Annotated in this window: 12 protein-coding genes, 1 tRNA gene and 1 pseudogene; 7 read left to right on the top strand and 7 right to left on the bottom strand. The window is 67.4% G+C overall.

Annotated elements, in window-relative coordinates:
• Window positions 1-42 precede the first annotated feature (42 nt).
• Both ACVOMM_RS15265 and ACVOMM_RS15260 read right to left on the bottom strand, forming a co-directional pair.
• Entirely contained in the window at window positions 43-303 is a 261-nt protein-coding gene (locus ACVOMM_RS15265) for a hypothetical protein (protein ID WP_065174290.1), read from the bottom strand.
• 85 nt (window positions 304-388) lie between these two features.
• Entirely contained in the window at window positions 389-1246 is an 858-nt protein-coding gene (locus ACVOMM_RS15260; protein ID WP_065174289.1) for a class I SAM-dependent methyltransferase, read from the bottom strand.
• A gap of 170 nt (window positions 1247-1416) precedes the next feature.
• On the opposite strand from ACVOMM_RS15260, the gene ACVOMM_RS15255 reads away from it, so the two are divergent.
• From ACVOMM_RS15255 to ACVOMM_RS15240, 4 genes are all read left to right on the top strand, one after another.
• Entirely contained in the window at window positions 1417-2373 is a 957-nt protein-coding gene (locus ACVOMM_RS15255; RefSeq protein WP_481526463.1) for an aldo/keto reductase, read from the top strand.
• Window positions 2374-3010: 637 nt separating this feature from the next.
• A tRNA-Gln gene (locus ACVOMM_RS15250) sits at window positions 3011-3084 on the top strand.
• Between the two features lie 355 nt (window positions 3085-3439).
• Entirely contained in the window at window positions 3440-4564 is a 1125-nt protein-coding gene (locus tag ACVOMM_RS15245) for a slipin family protein (protein ID WP_065174288.1), read from the top strand.
• Between the two features lie 56 nt (window positions 4565-4620).
• Window positions 4621-5841 carry an RtcB family protein gene (locus tag ACVOMM_RS15240; protein WP_065181439.1) on the top strand — a complete coding sequence of 407 codons (1221 nt, stop codon included), beginning with the start codon at window positions 4621-4623 and terminating at the stop codon, window positions 5839-5841.
• Between the two features lie 48 nt (window positions 5842-5889).
• Here ACVOMM_RS15240 and ACVOMM_RS15235 read toward each other — a convergent pair whose 3' ends face one another.
• The gene (locus tag ACVOMM_RS15235; protein ID WP_481526462.1) at window positions 5890-6792 is read right to left on the bottom strand and encodes an NAD(P)/FAD-dependent oxidoreductase; all 903 of its coding nucleotides are present in this window, start codon (window positions 6790-6792) and stop codon (window positions 5890-5892) included.
• Complete coding sequence (locus ACVOMM_RS15230) at window positions 6782-7237, bottom strand: Rrf2 family transcriptional regulator (RefSeq protein ID WP_053518119.1); 456 nt, start codon at window positions 7235-7237, stop codon at window positions 6782-6784. The genes ACVOMM_RS15235 and ACVOMM_RS15230 overlap by 11 nt, the downstream gene beginning before the upstream one ends.
• Before the next feature lie 184 nt (window positions 7238-7421).
• Between ACVOMM_RS15230 and ACVOMM_RS15225 the strand changes: the two genes are divergently transcribed.
• Complete coding sequence (locus ACVOMM_RS15225) at window positions 7422-9542, top strand: methyl-accepting chemotaxis protein (RefSeq protein WP_481526461.1); 2121 nt, start codon at window positions 7422-7424, stop codon at window positions 9540-9542.
• Window positions 9543-9634: 92 nt separating this feature from the next.
• On the opposite strand, the gene ACVOMM_RS15220 is transcribed toward ACVOMM_RS15225, so the two are convergent.
• The gene (locus ACVOMM_RS15220) at window positions 9635-10537 is read right to left on the bottom strand and encodes a LysR substrate-binding domain-containing protein (RefSeq protein WP_481526460.1); all 903 of its coding nucleotides are present in this window, start codon (window positions 10535-10537) and stop codon (window positions 9635-9637) included.
• A 104-nt stretch (window positions 10538-10641) separates the two neighbouring features.
• Between ACVOMM_RS15220 and ACVOMM_RS15215 the strand changes: the two genes are divergently transcribed.
• Entirely contained in the window at window positions 10642-11856 is a 1215-nt protein-coding gene (locus ACVOMM_RS15215) for an MFS transporter (RefSeq protein WP_481526459.1), read from the top strand.
• 128 nt (window positions 11857-11984) lie between these two features.
• Window positions 11985-12794 carry a 2,5-didehydrogluconate reductase DkgB gene (dkgB, locus tag ACVOMM_RS15210; RefSeq protein ID WP_128989949.1) on the top strand — a complete coding sequence of 270 codons (810 nt, stop codon included), beginning with the start codon at window positions 11985-11987 and terminating at the stop codon, window positions 12792-12794.
• A gap of 116 nt (window positions 12795-12910) precedes the next feature.
• Here dkgB and ACVOMM_RS15205 read toward each other — a convergent pair whose 3' ends face one another.
• Together ACVOMM_RS15205 and ACVOMM_RS15200 are read right to left on the bottom strand one after the other, a co-directional pair.
• The gene (locus tag ACVOMM_RS15205; protein ID WP_322523115.1) at window positions 12911-13612 is read right to left on the bottom strand and encodes an alpha/beta fold hydrolase; all 702 of its coding nucleotides are present in this window, start codon (window positions 13610-13612) and stop codon (window positions 12911-12913) included.
• Between the two features lie 76 nt (window positions 13613-13688).
• Window positions 13689-15719 (bottom strand): annotated as a pseudogene (locus ACVOMM_RS15200) (bifunctional acetate--CoA ligase family protein/GNAT family N-acetyltransferase); the annotation flags it as partial.
• Window positions 15720-15807: the final 88 nt, after the last annotated feature.

The following is a 15807-nucleotide window of genomic DNA, read 5'->3' as shown; positions in this document are numbered from 1 at the left end:
GCATTGTCCCATCCCGGCGCTGCCATCGCGATCACGGGCGCCTCAGCCGAAGACTTTCCACTTCAGCAGGAACGAAACAAGCACCAGCGCAATGCCACAGGCCGATGCGATCGCCGCCCGCCGCCGCTGAGACGCCAATGGCGGGCTCGCACGGCGCGCGCGTTCATCCTGCAGGATGCCGATCAACAGCACCGCGAACCCCACCGCGCCCAGCAGGTCATAGGTATTGCCGCCATGGAAGGTGAAGTCGAACAGGCGTACCAGCACCAGTACTGCGATCACGATGTACAGGATCTTCTTCAACCGCTCACTCCTTTGACTGTCGCGCCGGGCCAGGCCCGGCGGATACACGTGTGTCCATTGCCGCTTGCGGCTGCGAGGCTTCGCCTCAGGGCTTGATGAAGCGCAGGGTCATGCGATCGCTTTCGCCGATGGCCTGGTACTTCGCGGCGTCGGCCTTGTCATGCTGGTTGGTCGGCGGCAGGGTCCACACGCCGTTGGGATGATCCTTGGTGTCGCGCGGGTTGGCATTGATCTCGCTGCGCGCATCCAACCTGAAGCCGGCGGCCTCGGCCAAGGCGATCACCTGCTGCTGGCCGACATAACCAGTGTCATCATCGTCGGCCACATCGGCCTTGGCGCGGTGCTCCACCACGCCCAGCACGCCGCCCGGCTTGAGCACGTTGAAGAAGCCCTGGAACATGCCCTGCGCCTGGCCGGCCTTGCGCCAGTTGTGCACGTTGCGGAAGGTCAGCACCACATCGGCCGAGTTGGCCGGTCCGAACACCGGCTTGGCCGGATCGTAAGCGATCACGACTGCTTTGCCGAACTGTGCCGGCGCACCGGCGAACTTCTTTTCCAGGCCATCGCGGCTGCGCTGCTGGTAGTCGCGGCCACGACCTTCTGCCACCGCCATCGGGTCGACCACGGCTGCCACGTACCGGCCCTTGTCATGCAGCAGCGGCGCGAGAATTTCCGAATACCAACCATTGCCCGGAGTGATTTCGATGACGGTCTTCTCCGGTGCCACCGAGAAGAAGGCCAGCGACTGTGCCGGATGACGGTAGCCATCACGCTTGACGTTGGCCGGATCACGGGTCGAAGCCTTCACCGCAGCGTCGATGGCGGGCGATACCTGGATCTGCGCCGGCGCCACCAAGGTCGGCGCAGCGTACGCGGGCACGGCAGCAAGCAGGGCGGAAGCAAGCAACAGGCGGCAACCACGCAGGGACGAAGCAGGCATCATCGGGGCGACTCCAGCGGAATGATGCGGCGAGACTAGCAGTCACCGCGCGCCAGGTGTTCACAAATCGTTAGCCGCGCGCCCGTCGCGGAACACTGTTTTGTGGTCAGCGCCGCAGCGCGGTAACACAACGCGTTCTATTCTGGAGCACTTCCCCCAAGGAGACCGTGCCCATGACGGCAACCCGTGAACTGGGCCGTTCCGGCCTGCATGTACGTCCGCTCGCCTTCGGAGGCAACGTGTTCGGCTGGAGCGCCGACGAGAAGGCCAGCTTCGCCCTGCTCGATGCCTTCGTCGACGCCGGCTTCAACCTGGTCGACACCGCCGACGTGTACTCGGCCTGGGTGCCCGGCAATGCAGGCGGCGAATCGGAGACGCTGATCGGCAGGTGGTTCGCCCGCAGCGGCAAGCGCGAGAAGGTGGTGCTGGCGACCAAGGTCGGCAAATGGGCCGAGCGCCCGGGGCTGACCCCGGACAACATCAATGCGGCGGTGGAAGACTCGCTGCGTCGCCTGCAGACCGATGTGATCGATCTGTACCAGGCGCACGAGGATGATGAGTCGACACCGCTGGAAGCCACGCTGGCCGCGTTCGGTCGCCTGATCGAAGCCGGCAAGGTGCGCGCCATCGGTGCCTCCAACTACAGCGCCACCCGCCTGGCCGATGCGCTGAAGGTATCCACCGACTACAAGCTGCCGCGTTACGAAACCCTGCAGCCGGAGTACAACCTCTACGACCGCGCCGGCTACGAGACCGCGCTGGAACCGCTGGTGCAGCGCGAGCAGATCGGCGTGATCGGCTATTACGCACTGGCCAGCGGCTTCCTGAGCGGCAAGTACCGCACGGCAGCCGATGCGGGCAAAAGCCCGGCGCGGGGCGAGAACGTGGTGAAGCGTTATCTCAACCCGCGCGGCCTGCGCATCCTGGAAGCGCTGGATGACGTGGCCAGCAAGCACACTGCCAGCCCGGCACAGATCGCACTGGCATGGCAGATCGCACGGCAGTCGATCACCGCGCCGATCGTCAGCGCCACCAGCGTCGAACAGCTGCACGACCTGCTGGCCGCGGCGAATGTATCGCTGAGCGTGCAGGATGTCGCGCAGCTGGACGCGGCAAGCGCGGAAGGCTGAGATTGGCCGGGGGCGGTCGCCGGCATCGGGCAGAAGAAAATAATTCAACAAAATGGTTGCGCACGACTAAATCGTGGTTTATCGTGCGCACCTCGTTTCAACACCCGCCTGGATGTTTCCCTTGAACGCGCATTTCTCCGCCATCGCCACACTGCTGCCATGCCTGCGCATGGATGTGCTGGCGCGCGCGTCCGGCAAGGAAGCACTGCCCACAACGGCCTGATACCCGCCCTGCGGAGATCGGCCACCCCGATCTCCGAGGCTTGACGACGCCCTCGGAACGCATGTCCCGGGGGCGTTTTCGTTTGCGTCGGCACAAGGACCCGCGATGCCAGAACTGCACCCCGCGCGGCATTCCGCCGCACACTGATCGGCCATTACCTGCACGCCGGAGTTTATCTTCGCGCGGGCGGCCGTGCCCGGACATTATCTGCATCGCCTCACAACATTATCGCCCGCCGATAATGTCGATGGCCTGCACCCTCGATTTTCCAACGGTCCCGCTTCAATGGCGGGCTGGTGCGCGCGGCGCTGCCGTAGCGTATGCCGGAGGTCGTGGACATGCCCTCGCCTGGATCGCCTGCTGGTCGCAGGCGCCGGTTCGCCGGCACGCGGTTCGATTCCGCGCGGTTCCCAACTGGATAGCTCAGCCTGGTCAGAGCAACGGATCCTGAGTCCGTCTGTCGTGGGTTCAATTCCCACTCCAAACCACATGACCTGTCACGTCATGACTTGAAGCAACACCCGGGACGCACGTCCCAGCGGCCATCGTCGCCATCCACGGACATCGCCTTCGGGCGGAGAAGTGGAAGCAACGGACCGCACGCCGGGCCCCGGTCCGCCGTCACTGCCCGCCTTGGTCCACCCCGGTGCTGCCTGCCGGCGGCGCCCATGGCGGTACTGCCGGCGCACCGAAGGCTCCGCGCGCGGACCGTCCACCGGTGGCCGCCCTCTTCCGCGGCCAGCACGGGTGTGCAGGCCGCCTCGCCACGACCTGATCGGCCCGGGTAACGGCGATTGATTTCCATCGGGTCGAACCACCAGAGCCATACAAGGAGAGACTCCCATGTTCTGGACCATCAAGGTCGTGATCGGCGACGGCGAGCGCGGCCTGGTGTATCGCAACCGTCGTTTCCAGCAGGTGCTGCTGCCGGGCGTGCACCGCCTGTCGCGGTTCGGCGGCTCGCCGCAGGTGACCGTGCACAACGCATCGAAGGGCAGCGCCTACAACGGCAGCGACCAGGACAGCCTGATCGACGCGCTGGGAGCACAGCTGCACGAACACTTCGTGCTGGCCGATATCGGCGCTGCACAGGTGGGTCTGCTGCTGCGCAATGGCCGTATCGACGATGTCCTGCCGCCCGGCAGCCGCCATCTTTACTGGCGGGGTTCGGTCGACACCGAGGTGCGCGTGATGGCCCTGGGTGACGAACCGCGCGTGCCGGCCGACGTGCAGCAGCGCCTGGGGCAGCTGGGCGTACTGCCGCGCGTGGCGGTGATCAGCACCGTGCCGAGCGAATCGGTCGGCCTGCTGTTCGTCGACGGTACGCTGCGACAGACCCTGGATGCCGGACTGCACGCGTTCTGGAATTTCAACGGCAACGTGTCGGTGGAGCGCGTCGAACTGCGCGCGCGTTCGCTCGACGTGTCCGGCCAAGAGCTGCTCAGCCGCGACAAGGTGACCCTGCGGGTGAACCTGGCCGCGACCGTACAGGTGGTCGACCCGGTGCGTGCACACCGCACGCTCAGCAACGCCGACGAGTTCATCTACCGGCAGCTGCAGTTCGGCCTGCGCCAGGCAATCGCCACGCGCAGCCTGGATGAGCTGCTGGGCGAGAAGGCGGCGCTGGACGGTGAGATCGCCGCGCACGTGCGGGCCGCGATCGAGGGCCACGGTGTGCAGCTGCTGGGTGTCGGCATCAAGGACGTGATCCTGCCGGGCGAGATGAAGGAGATCCTCAACGGCGTGGTGCTGGCCGAGAAGCAGGCACAGGCCAGCGTGATCCGCCGCCGCGAAGAGGCCAACGCCACCCGCTCGCAGCTCAATACCGCCAGGCTGATCGAGGACAACCCGGTGCTGATGCGGTTGAAGGAGCTGGAGGCGCTGGAGAAGGTCACCGAGAAGATCGACAAGCTCACCGTGTTCGGCGGCCTGGATGGCGTGCTGAAGCAGCTGGTGACGATGAAGTAGGGGGCTGGGGCGGCGCAGGGACGCGCCGCCGGCCCATCATGGAGATGGATTGCAACATGGATACACAACACACCTATCAATGGCTGCATGCCGAGGGCACCACGCCGATCAAGGGCTGGGTGAACGGCGTGCCGCTGGAAGCGCAGGCCCATGAGCAGCTGCGCAACATCGCCGCCATTCCATTCGTCGGGCCCTGGGTGGCCGTGATGCCGGACGTGCACCTGGGAAAGGGCGCGACCGTCGGCTCGGTGATCCCGACCCGCGGGGCGATCATTCCGGCGGCGGTGGGCGTGGACATCGGCTGCGGCATGGCCGCGGTGCGCACGACGCTGCAGGCCAACGACCTGCCCGATGACCTGCGGCAGCTGCGCAACAGCATCGAGCGCAGCATCCCGGTCGGCAACGGTCGCGGTGGCGAGCATCAGCGCATGCCCGACAGCATCCACACGCGGCTGGTGCAGTCCGGCCTGGCCGCTGGCCTGGAGAAGATCAAGGACAGGCATCGCCGGATCCGCACCGACAAGCTCGATCGCCAGCTGGGCACGCTGGGAGGTGGCAACCACTTCATCGAGCTGTGCCTGGATGAAACGGATGCCGTGTGGGTAATGCTGCACAGCGGCTCGCGTGGCACCGGCAACCTGATCGGCACGTACTTCATCGAGCAGGCGCGTCGCGAGCTGGAGCGCCGCGTGCTCGGTTTCCATCTGCCTGACAAGGACCTGGCCTTCTTCATGGAAGGCGAGCCGCTGTTCGACGACTACGTGGAAGCGGTGTCCTGGGCGCAGGACTACGCGCGGCACAATCGCGAGGCGATGATGGCGCGCGTGCTGGCCGAGATGCGGCATCGGCTGCCGCCGTTCCGGCTGGCGGCGATGGCCGTCAACTGCCACCACAACTACGTGCAGAAGGAAACGCACGCCGGGCAGGAACTGCTGGTCACCCGCAAGGGTGCGGTCAGTGCACGCCAGGGCGAGCTGGGCATCATCCCCGGCAGCATGGGCACGCGCAGCTACATCGTGCGTGGCAAGGGCAATGCAGACAGTTTCCACAGCTGCAGCCACGGCGCAGGCCGGGTGATGAGCCGCGGCACGGCACGCGAGCGGATCACCCTGGCCCAGCACCGCGAGGCGACCGCGCATGTGGAATGCCGCAAGGACAGCGGCGTGCTGGATGAATCGCCGGCGGCGTACAAGTCGATCGACGACGTGATGGCCGCCCAGCTCGACCTGGTGGACGTGGTCCACACACTGCGCCAGGTGCTGTGCGTCAAAGGCTGATGGGGCGGGCCGGGTGTCGTTCAAGAGAGCGGAATCCGGCCCTTTCCGTCACCCGATGCTGTCTTCGCTGACCAGCGCGTGATGTACGCCGATCCCGGCACGCACCCCTTCGGCGGCGGCCAGGGTGATATTGCCAACCGTGGTCGCGTCGCCTGCGGCGTACACGTTCGGCACCGAGGTCTGCTTCATCGCGTCCACCTCGATCAGCACGCCGAGCGGGCTTTCGACCAGCGCGCAGCCCAGCTGCTGCACCAGCGGCGTGGCCATCGCCTGGGTGGCTGGAACGAACAGCGCGCGCTGGGCGATGCGGCGGCCATCGGCCAGTTCCACTTCCAGCCAGGTCGGCTGGTCGCCCTGCACGGCAATCACCGGCGAGATCTCGATCTGCACGCCACGCTGCTGCATGGCCACGCGTTCCTCCTCACTGATCTCCCCCGCCTGGCTGAAGAAGGTGACATTGCCCCAGTCGGCGAACAGCGGTGCCTTGCCGGCCGACATCGGATGGCCGCCGAGCACGCCGATCGCTCCGCCGCCGACTTCGTAGCCATGGCAGTAGGGACAATGCAGCACGGTGCTGCCCCAGCGCTCGGCCAGGCCGGGCAGGTCCGGCAGTTGGTCACTGATGCCACTGGCCAGCAGCAGCTTGCGTGCGGCCAGCACCTGGCCATCCGCGGTGCGGACCTCGACACCGTCGGGGCTGGCGGTGGCGTGCGCGGCCTCGGCATGGATCCAGCGCACGCTGGGATAGTCCAGCAGCTGCTGGCGCGCCGTCTTCAACAGCTCGGTACCACTGATGCCGTCCAGGCCGAGGACGCCATGCGAATGGCTGGCCGCACGGTTGCGGGGCAGGCCGGCGTCGATGATGGTGACCGCGCGGCGTGCGCGGGCCAGGATCAGGCCCGCGGCGATGCCGGCGTAACTGCCGCCGACGATGATCACTTCAGGATTCATGGTGTCCTTCCAGGGAGCGGTGATGGGCGAGGTGGCGCGCGAACTCCGCGCCGAGCTGGTCGAGCGTGGTGGACTGCAGGCGGTGTTCCAGCAATCGCTGCGCTTCGCGGGCGCCATCGAGCAGCGCCGAATCGACCAGTTGCTGGATCGGGCAGCCACGACCTGCGCCGCGTGTGCCGATCTGCACCAGCGGCGGTGCGCCGACCGCCAGGTAGATGTCGTGCAGCGTGATGCGGGTCGCATCGCGCGCCAGCTGGCTGCCACCGCCGTGCCCGCGTGTGCTGCGCACCAACCCGGCCTTGTGCATCTGTGCCAGCAGCCGGCGGATCACCACCGGATGGGTCGGCAGGCACATGGCCAGCTGTTCGGAGGTGCGCGGCCCCTGCTGGCCCACGAGATGGGCCATCACGTGCAGCGCGTCGGAAAGCGGGTTCGAGGATTTCATGTAACAACAATAGTTACATTTATATCCCCTGTCGAGCGTCCTGTTTCGTTCCATATGGACACATCTGTCCTATGAAACATTTCCTTCACCTCGTTGAACGAAACGATAATGTGATCCTTATCGCACTTCAGAGCACGCGAGATCAGGTCGATACCGCATCGCCCCCCTTCCGAGATCTCGCCCCATGAATGCCTCTCCCCATGCGCCGCGACTGCAGACGAAGCTGCTCGGCGCCGTATCCCTTGGCCTCGCCGTCATCCTGCTGTGTGCCTTGGCCGGCCTGGCGTCGGCCTGGCTGAAGCTGTCTGCCGAGGTGCCTGCCGAAGTCGCCCATGGCCGCGATGCCGAACGCCTGCAGCGCGAGTTCCGTGGCCAGGTGCAGGAATGGAAGAACGTGCTGCTGCGGGGCCACGATCCGGTCCTGCGCCAGCGTCATCTGGATGCATTCGACAGCGAAGGCAGAATCGTCGATGGACTGGCACGCGGGCTGGCCGGCAGCCCCGATACCCGTACGCGCGAGCTCGCCCTCGCCTTCGCTGGCCTGCATGCGCAGCTGCAGAAGGACTATCACGCTGCACTGCAGGCGTTTGCTGCTGCCGGCTACGATGCCACTGCCGGCGATACCCTGGTGCGGGGCAAGGACCGCGCGGTGGCCGCATCGCTGGACGCGCTGAGCACGCAGGCCACCCGGGTGGCCGAGGCCGCGGTGGCCACGCGCGCGCAGCAGGCAAGGCAGATGCTGCTGCTGTGCGCGGTGCTGACCGTGGTCGCCGCTGCGCTGCTGCTGATGGGCCTGGCCTGGTGGCTGCGCCGCGCGGTGGTGCAACCGGTGCTGGCGGTGGAGGCGGCTGCGCGCGCCGTGGCCGCTGGCGACCTGCAGCACGTCGTGCAGGTTCGCAGCCGCGATGAAGTGGGCCGGCTGGCGCAGGCCATGCAGGCCGTGCAGGCCACGGTGGGCGGCGTGCTCGAGGCGCAGGCGGCAATGGCGAAGGCGCATGACGCCGGCTCGATCAGCTATCGCATGGATGCCAGCGCCTTCCCTGGCGCATTCGGAACCATGGTGGCCGACAGCAACGCGCTGGTCGACGCGCACATCCGGGTGAAGATGCGCGCGATCACGATCATGGGCCGCTATGCGGTGGGCGATCTCAGCGAGGACATGGAGCGCCTGCCAGGCGAGAAGGCCGTCATCACCGAAGCGCTGGATACTGCCAAGGCCAACCTTGGCACCATCAACGGCGAGATCCGCCGCCTTGCCGCCGCCGCTGCGGCCGGCGATTTCAGCCAGCGCGGTGACAGCGCGCGCTTCGAGCATGACTTCCGCGCGATGGTGGAGGGCCTGAACCAGCTCATGCAGACCACCGAGCAGAATCTCGGCGAGGTCTCAACGATGCTGCGCGCGATTGCCGATGGCCGGCTTGGCGCGCGCATGCACGGCAGCTTCCAGGGCGTGTTCGCCTGCATCGCTGGCGATGCCAACACGACTGCGGCGCAGCTGGCCACCATTGTCACCGACATCAAGCACACTTCGGGCAGCATCCATGCCGCGGCCGCCGAGATCGCCGCCGGCAACAACGACCTGTCGCGCCGCACCGAGCAGCAGGCCGCCAACCTGGAGGAGACCGCAGCGTCGATGGAGGAACTGACCTCCACCGTGCGCCAGAACGCCGAGCACGCCCGCCAGGCCAACCAGCTTGCGATCGGCGCGCACGAGGTTGCCTCGCAGGGCGGCGAGGTGGTCGCGCAGGTGGTGGCGACGATGGGGGCGATCGAAGCTTCTTCGCGGCAGATCGCCGACATCATCAGCGTGATCGATGGCATCGCCTTCCAGACCAACATCCTGGCGTTGAACGCAGCGGTGGAGGCTGCGCGTGCCGGTGAGCAGGGCCGGGGCTTCGCCGTGGTGGCCAGTGAGGTGCGTACGCTGGCGCAGCGTTCAGCCAATGCGGCCAAGGAGATCAAGACGCTGATCGATACCTCGGTGGACCAGGTAGCCGATGGCGCACAACGCGTGCGCCAGGCGGGCATGACCATGGCCGAGATCGTCGCCTCGGTGCAGCGCGTGACCGACATCATGGCCGAGATCTCCGCCGCGTCGCAGGAACAGAGTGCAGGCATCGAACAGGTCAACCAGACCGTGGTGCAGATGGACGGCGCGACCCAGCAGAATGCCGCGCTGGTGGAAGAGGCCAGCGCCGCCGCGCGCAGCCTGGAGCAGCAGGCGGACCGGTTGATGGACGCGGTGGATGTGTTCGATCTGTCGCCCCCCGCGGCGAGCGGCGATGCGCTGGCGCGCGCGGCCTGAAGGACTGCATGGACCCTGTGCAGCCGAGCATGGGTCCGGCTCTGCCGAACGCGCAGGTAACGCCGGGCCATGCCCGGCGAGCGCGGCATGCCTCAGCGCAGGTAATCCGACTGCACCATCGCGTCACCGAGATGGTCCAGGAACGAGCTGATCCGCGCCGAGACCGCCGTGTTGCGGTAGTACACGGCGTGGATCGGCTGGTAGACATCCAGCGTCTGTGCAGCCAGTACCGGCACCAGCGTGCCGGCAGCACGGTCGCGTTCGGTGACGAAGTCCGACAGGCAGGTGATGCCCACCCCTTCCACCGCCAACCGGCGCAGGGTCTCGCCGCTGGATACGGCGATGTCCGGCCGTACCATCAGCTGGCCGTCGGCGTCGCCCGGCACGGGCCAGCGGTTCAGCGATTCGGGTTCATTGAATCCCAGCAGCGTGTGCTGACCCAGCGCCGCCACGCTGGCCGGTTCACCGTGCTCGGCCAGGTAGCCCGGGCTGGCCAGCAGCTGCAGCCGGCAGCGGCCCAGCGAGCGCGCGTGCAGCGTTGAGTCGGCCAGTGGGCCGATGCGGATGGCCACGTCGGTGCGTCGTTCCAGCAGGTCGATGTAGCGTTCGGAACTGTTCAACTCCAGCTGCACCTCCGGGTATCGCGCGCGGTAGCCCGCCACCAGGGGGACGATCACGTGCAGCACGAACGGCATGGCCGCATCCACCCGCAGGCGTCCAGCCGGGCGCTCGCGGCGCGCCGCCATCTGCTCTTCGGCCGACTCCACCGCGTCGATGATCGCCCGTGCATGGCGCAGGTAGGCCTCGCCTTCGGCGGTCAGGTGCAGCCGGCGCGTGGTACGGGTCAGCAGGGTGGTGCCCAGCTTGTCCTCCAGCCGGCCCAGCGCCCGGCTCACCCCGGAAGGGGTCTGACCCAGCTGCTCGGCGGCGGCACTGATCGAACCGCTGTCGATCACGGCCAGAAAGGCCTGCATTTCATCGAGGGTGGTCTTCATGGCGCCATTATTGACCACCAGGCAAGAGTGATTGGCGTGAAGACCGGTTTTTCGACAAAGGTGGGCCGCGCACACTGCGCGCCTTCCTTCCTCCGGAGCCCGCCATGATCCGCGGCATTCCTCTCGCCCTGCTGGCGCTGACCCTGGGCGCCTTCGCCATCGGCACCACCGAATTCGTCATCGTCGGCCTGATTCCGACCATTGCCGCCGACCTGCAGGTCAGCCTGCCTTCGGCCGGCCTGCTGGTCTCGCTGTACGCCCTGGGCGTAGCCATCGGCGCGCCGGTGCTGACCGCGCTGACCGGCCGCGTGCCGCGCAAGACCCTGCTGGTGGCACTGATGGCGCTGTTCACGCTGGGCAACGTCATCGCCTGGATGGCACCGGGCTACGCCTCGCTGATTGTCGCCCGCATCCTGACCGGCCTCGCCCATGGCGTGTTCTTCTCGATCGGCTCGATCATCGCCACGGCGGTGGTGCCGAAAGAAAAGGCCGCCAGCGCGATCGCGATCATGTTCACCGGGCTGACCGTCGCACTGGTGACCGGCGTGCCGCTGGGCACTTTCATCGGCCAGCACCTGGGCTGGCGCGCGACCTTCCTGGCCGTGGCCGGCCTGGGTGTGATCGCCCTGGTCGGCGCGGCGCTGTTCGTGCCGCGCACTGTGCCGCAGAGCGCGCCCGCCTGCTTCCGCCAGCAGCTGGCCGTGCTGGCCCAGCCGCGCCTGCTGCTGGTCTACGCGATGACGGCACTGGGCTACGGCGGCACGTTCCTGGCCTTCACCTACCTGGCGCCCATCCTGCAGGACGTCACCGGCTTCTCGGCCAACGCGGTCAGCCTGGTGCTGCTGGTGTATGGCGTGTCGGTGGCGATCGGCAATCTGTGGGGCGGCCGCATGGCCGACCGCATGGGTCCGGTTCCGGCGCTCAGGCGCATCTTCGCCCTGCTGGCCATGGTCCTGTTGGCGCTCACCTTCACCGCCTACAACACGGTGTTGATGTTGCTGACGGTGCTGGCCCTGGGTGCGGTGGCCTTCGGCAACGTGCCCGGACTGCAGGTCTATGTGGTCAAGCAGGCGCAGCGCTATGCGCCGCAGGCCACCGACGTGGCATCCGGACTGAACATCGCTGCATTCAACATCGGCATCGCCCTGGGCGCATCGCTGGGCGGCCTGGTGGTGGAGAACGTCGGCCTGATGCATACGCCGTGGCTGGGCGCGCTGGTGGTGGTGGGTGCCTATGCATTGACCGTGCTCAGCGGCCGCCTGGACCGTCGGGACGGCATCGACGACCGCGCCGAGGGCACCGCGATCACCGCACACTGATACGACGCCGCTCACTACCGACGCATCTCCACGCCTGCGCAATGCACCGTTGCCGGCATGCATGCAGGCCCTGCCCTACCCTTGTGCGGATCTACCGCGCCCTTCCCCCCATTAGCTGGAGTTCCCCCATGACTGTCCCCGCTTTCGGTCTCGGCACCTTCCGCCTGAAAGGCCAGACTGTGATCGACTCGGTACGCAACGCACTGGACGTCGGTTACCGCGCCATCGATACCGCGCAGATCTACGACAACGAGGCCGAGGTCGGCCAGGCCATCGCCGAATCCGGCGTGCCGCGTGACGAGATCTACCTGACCACCAAGGTCTGGATCACCGAGTTCAAGCGCGATGCGCTGCTGGCCAGCCTGCACGACAGCCTGAAGAAGCTGCGCACCGACCATGTCGACCTGGCGCTGATCCACTGGCCCTCACCGAACGACAAGGTCGACGTGCCGATGGAGGAGTACCTGCCGGCGCTGGCCGAAGCCAGGGCGCAGGGCCTCACCAGGGAGATCGGCATCTCCAACTTCACCATCGCGCAGACGCGCAAGGCAATCGGCATCCTCGGCGCCGACGCCATCGCCACCAATCAGGTCGAGATCCATCCATACCTGCAGAATCGCCTGCTGGTGAAGTTCCTGCAGGAAAACGGCATCCCTGTCACCGCCTACATGAGCCTGGCCTATGGCGAAGTCATCAAGGACCCGGTGATCCAGGCCATCGCCGGCCGCCACCAGGCCACGCCGGCACAGATCGCACTGGCATGGGCACTGCAGCAGGGCTTTGCGGTGATTCCGTCCTCGACCCGGCGCGAGAACCTGGCCTCCAATCTGGAAGCGGCGGCCATCCGTTTGACCGAGGAGGACATGGCACAGATTGCCAGGCTCGACCGCGGGCATCGGCTGGCCAATCCGGAAGGCATCGCGCCGGCCTGGGACTGAGCCGAAGCCGCCGGGCACGGCCCGGCGCTACCGGACGATGACGATGGGGGCCGCCGGGCGCGCTCCGGCGCTACCGGATCGCCACAGGTAGCGCCGGGCCATGCCCGGCGGGCCCTTCAGTCCTGCAGCAGCCACCCGCGCATCGCCGCACTGACCTCATCCGGCTTCTCCATCGGCGCCAGGTGCCCGCAGTCGGGCACCACCACCAGCTGCGAGTGCGGTACCAGCGCGTGCATCTCCTCGCTCACCGCCAATGGCGTGATGCGGTCGTTGGCACCGCACACGATCAGCAGCGGATCGCGATATCCGGCCAGCACATCGTGGCCGTCACGACGTTCCAGCGCGCTCTGTCGCAGGAACACCTCCGCGCCAAGACGCGCCGTCATGTCGCGCACGCGCTGCACCAGTACATAGTCGTCCAGCCGCGAGGCATCGATGTAGCTGCGCATCAGGACGTCACCGAATCCATGGAACTTCCCGGGCAGGCGCACGCTGGCGCGCTGGCTGCGACGCTGCTCGGCACGCTCCGGCGAATCGGCGTGGATCGAGGTGTCGATCAGCGCCAGCCGCAGCACCCGCTCCGGTGCGACGCGCAGGATCTGCTGGGCAACGAAGCCTCCCAGCGAGAACCCGGCCAGCGCGAAGCGCGCAGGTGCCTGCGCCAGCACATCCTCGGCCACCGCCTGCAGGGTCGCGCCGCGGGTCTGGTCGCCCACGCTGCACTCGGCGATATCGGCCAGGTCGGCCAGCTGCGCGCGCCACAGCTCGGCATCGTTGAGCAGGCCGGGGAGCAGCAGCAAGGGTATGCGGTCAGTCATGGCCCGCATTGTCGCAACCGCACGGACGGTATGCCACGATCACTTCGGCGTTACGACGCCGCCGATGAGGTGACGCTCACGCCACCGGCGGTACCTCGGGAACGTCCACCTGCTGCACCGGCAGGGTCACCATCATCACCGTCGGGTCGTCCGGGTCCAGCCGGGTCTTGAAGCCCAGGCTCTGGCACATCGCCAGCATGGTGCTGTTCTCGCGCAGCACCTGTCCCTCGACCACGTGCAGCCCCAGCCACTTCGCATACTCGATCATGATCGCCATCAGGCGCCAGCCGATGCCATGGCCCTTCAGGTCGGAGCGGATCAGGATGCCGTACTCGCCGCGGTGATAATCCGCATCCGCGTGCAGGCGCACGGCGCCGAGCATCTCGCCGCTGCGCGGTTCGATGGCCACCAGCGCGATCGAGCGCGCATAGTCGAGCTGGGTCAGGCGAGCGATGAATTCGTGGCTGAAGTGCTTCACCGACTGGAAGAAGCGCAGGCGCAGATCCTCGTCGCTGACCCGGGCAAAGAACGCGCGGAACAGCGCGTCGTCCTCGGGGCGCACCGGGCGCACGAAGGCGTGACCGCCATCGGACAGCTCGATGGTGCGCTCCCACTCCTTCGGATACGGGAACACCGAGAAGCGCGGATGGCCGCGACCCTTGTGCAGGATGCGCGAAGGCGCGATGGCGACGCGTGCATCGAGAGCGAGAATGCCCTTGCCATCGACCAGCAGCGGATTGATATCCAGCGTGCGCACTTCCGGAATGTCGGCGGCCAGCTGCGCCAGTTTCACCAGCGCCAGGGCCAGTGCGCGCTCATCGGCAGCGGGAACATCGCCATAGGCCTTGAGGATCCGCGACGCACGGGTACGCCCGATCAGCTCGTGGGCCAGGCGCAGATCCAGCGGCGGCAAGGCCAGTGCCTTGTCGTTGATCACCTCCACCGCCGTGCCGCCGCGACCGACCACGATCACCGGGCCGAAGGTCGCGTCATCGGCGATGCCCACGATCAGTTCACGCGCTTTCGGGCGGACGATGGTCGGCTGCACCAGCAGACCGTCGATGCGTGCATCCGGGCGCAGCTGGCGTGCACGCGACAGGATCGCCTTGGCCGCAGCCTGCACCGCCGGCAGCGTCGACAGGTTCAGGCGCACGCCGTCCACTTCGGACTTGTGCGGGATGTCCGGTGACAGGATCTTCAAGGCGACGGTCGCACCCCGCTCCAGCAGCGGCTGCGCCAGATCCATGGCCTCGTGCGCGTCGCGCGCATGCATCACCGGCGCGGAGGGAATGCCATAGGCCTTCAGCAGCTCGTGCGTGGCCAACGGGTCCAGCCACTGCTGGCCGTTGGCCAGCGCGGCCTCGACCAGCGTGCGCGCCGCGGCCGCATCCACGCTGAAGTCCTGCGGCAGGCTCGGCGGGGTTTCCATCAGTGCGTTCTGCGCTTCCCGATAGCGCACCAGATGCTGGAAGCCACGTACCGCTTCGGCTTCGGTGGGATAGGTCGGCACGCGCGCCGCATTGAGCGTGGCGGTGGCCTGGTCATCGTTGCCCAGCCACACGGCGAACACCGGCTTGTCACGATGGTGGCGCGGGCGCAGGCCGAGCGTGCGGGTCAGCGCCTGCGCGGCGTCGGCCGAGGAGGTGAACGCCGTCGGTACGTTGACCACCATCACCGCATCGTTCTCGTTGTCGGCCAGCAGGGCCTCGATGGCCGCGGCATAGCGATCACCATCGGCATCCACCACGATATCCACTGGATTGCTGCGCGACCAGCCCTGCGGCAGCACCGCATCGAGCTTTTCGACCGTGCTGTCGGACAGGTTCGCCAGGGTTCCGCGCAGCGCGGCCAGCTGGTCCACGGCCAGCCGGCCGACGCCGCCCCCATTGCTGAGGATGGCCAGCCGACGGCCCGGGAAGGTACCCAGCCGGCCCAGGGTCTCTGCGGCGGTGAACAGCTCGTCCAGGGCACCCACGCGCAGCAGGCCGGCGCGGTTGAACGCAGCGCCGTAGACATCATCGGCTCGTGCAAGCGCCTGCACATGGGTATCGCGGCTGCCAGGCTGCACGCGCTCGCTGCGGCCGGACTTCACCACCACTACGGGCTTGGGGGGGGGCGGGGCGCCCGGCGCCCCCCCGTATTATTAGGGGGCAGAGGTATGGGGGTGGTGGTGCAGCCTGGCGCGCGGGGGGGGT

This window comes from Stenotrophomonas sp. STEN009, from assembly GCF_056760395.1.
The sequence above is the reverse complement of the archived record's forward strand: the minus strand, read 5'-3'. Positions and strand labels throughout refer to the sequence as shown.

Coding starts and splice junctions, on each gene's coding strand:
- ACVOMM_RS15255 (WP_481526463.1), top strand. CDS start 1,417: ATGACGGCAACCCGTGAACTGGGCCGTTCCGGCCTGCATGTACGTCCG.
- ACVOMM_RS15215 (WP_481526459.1), top strand. CDS start 10,642: ATGATCCGCGGCATTCCTCTCGCCCTGCTGGCGCTGACCCTGGGCGCC.
- ACVOMM_RS15205 (WP_322523115.1), bottom strand. CDS start 13,612: ATGACTGACCGCATACCCTTGCTGCTGCTCCCCGGCCTGCTCAACGAT.
- dkgB (WP_128989949.1), top strand. CDS start 11,985: ATGACTGTCCCCGCTTTCGGTCTCGGCACCTTCCGCCTGAAAGGCCAG.
- ACVOMM_RS15260 (WP_065174289.1), bottom strand. CDS start 1,246: ATGATGCCTGCTTCGTCCCTGCGTGGTTGCCGCCTGTTGCTTGCTTCC.
- ACVOMM_RS15225 (WP_481526461.1), top strand. CDS start 7,422: ATGAATGCCTCTCCCCATGCGCCGCGACTGCAGACGAAGCTGCTCGGC.
- ACVOMM_RS15220 (WP_481526460.1), bottom strand. CDS start 10,537: ATGAAGACCACCCTCGATGAAATGCAGGCCTTTCTGGCCGTGATCGAC.
- ACVOMM_RS15230 (WP_053518119.1), bottom strand. CDS start 7,237: ATGAAATCCTCGAACCCGCTTTCCGACGCGCTGCACGTGATGGCCCAT.
- ACVOMM_RS15245 (WP_065174288.1), top strand. CDS start 3,440: ATGTTCTGGACCATCAAGGTCGTGATCGGCGACGGCGAGCGCGGCCTG.
- ACVOMM_RS15240 (WP_065181439.1), top strand. CDS start 4,621: ATGGATACACAACACACCTATCAATGGCTGCATGCCGAGGGCACCACG.
- ACVOMM_RS15235 (WP_481526462.1), bottom strand. CDS start 6,792: ATGAATCCTGAAGTGATCATCGTCGGCGGCAGTTACGCCGGCATCGCC.